Origin of the sequence: Methylobacterium tarhaniae (genome assembly GCF_001043955.1) — a bacterium.
In the GTDB taxonomy this organism is placed as follows: domain Bacteria; phylum Pseudomonadota; class Alphaproteobacteria; order Rhizobiales; family Beijerinckiaceae; genus Methylobacterium; species Methylobacterium tarhaniae.
The window spans coordinates 1-1397 of sequence record NZ_LABZ01000291.1; the positions used below are offsets into that span (position 1 = coordinate 1).

The 1397-nt window shown below is 69.5% G+C and carries 2 protein-coding genes; both read left to right on the plus strand.

What is annotated here, in order from left to right:
* Positions 1-294 (plus strand): SURF1 family cytochrome oxidase biogenesis protein (locus VQ03_RS28915; protein ID WP_048454380.1); only part of this gene is annotated, 294 nt, incomplete at its 5' end.
* A 78-nt stretch (positions 295-372) separates the two neighbouring features.
* On the plus strand, positions 373-1397 hold a 1025-nt coding region (locus tag VQ03_RS28920; protein ID WP_048454381.1), incomplete at its 3' end, for a transglycosylase domain-containing protein.

Consider the following 1397-nt stretch of genomic DNA (forward strand, 5'->3'; position numbering starts at 1 on the left):
CCGCAGACCGGCGAGTGGTTCAACCGCGACGTTCCCGGCATCGCCGCCGCCAAAGGTCTCGCGGGCGTCGCCCCCTACCTGATCGAGGCCGACGCGACGTCCAATCCCGGCGGCTGGCCGAAGGGCGGGCAGCTCCGGGTCGACCTGCCGAACAACCACCTGCAATACGCCTTCACGTGGTTCGGCCTGGCGCTCTGCCTCGTCGGGGTCTTCGTGGCCTTCGCGCTGCGCCGCCTGCGCGGCGAGGCGGTGGAGAGCGCCGCAGCGTCAACCGCGGCCCCGCCCCGTCCTTAAATCAGCCGCGTTGTCCAGGCTCGGTTCAGGCCGCCGGGCGCTTTCTCCGACTGGCGCCTCCCGGCCCTCTGGTCATCGATGAACGCGATCCTCATCAAGCTGTTCGCCACCGCCCTGACGCTGAGCCAGGTCACCACCCGCCCGGACGCGATCCGGACGCAGTTCGATCCGGCCAAGGACGGGCCGGCGGTGGTGCAGCTCTTGCGCGACGGCTGCGCCCATATGCGCAAGGCCTTCGACATCGAGGACATCAACCTCGACGAGCTGATCTCCACCGCGATGGAGGATCCGAAGGCGGTCGCCGGCGAATCGAAGCTCCTGCACGGCCTCGACATCGGTGAGCTCAACACGAGCTACAAGCAGTTCTGCAAGGGCGAGAACCCGGCGAACTCGCCCTTCGAGGCGGGCGCCGTGATCGCGTTCTACAACAAGGCGGTGGCCGACCTGCCGGACGCGGGCGCCCTCAAGACCCTGCGCCTGCCCGGCGCGACCACGATCCTCGACGGGCGCGGCAACCGCTTCTCCGAGACCTTCGAGCCGAACGGCCGGCGCGTCGCGGTGCCGATCGGCGAGATCCCGCCGCTGGTGCAGAAGGCCTTCATCGCGGCGGAGGACAAGCGCTTCCTCGCCCATCACGGCATCGACGAGCGCGGGGTGATCCGCGCCTTCATCGGCAACCTCGCCTCGCCGGGACGGCCGCAGGGCGGCTCCACCATCACCCAGCAGGTGGTGAAGAACCTCTCGGTCGGCGACGACGTCACCTACGAGCGCAAGATCCGGGAGATGATCGTCGCGGCCCGGGCCGAGCGGGTGATGACGAAGCCCGAGATCCTCGGCCTCTATCTCAACGGCATCTATCTCGGCCGCGGCGCCTACGGCGTCGAGATGGCGGCGCGCAGCTATTTCGGCAAGTCGGTCAAGGATCTGACGATCGCCGAGGCGGGTCTGCTCGGCGGGATGCCGAAGGGCCCGAACTTCTACAACCCCGACCGCTACCCCGAGCGGGCGCGGGAGCGGCGCGCCTACGTCCTCACCCGCATGAAGGAGGAGGGCGCGATCACCGAAGCCGAGATGACCGCGGCGCTCGCCGCCCCCTTGGGCTC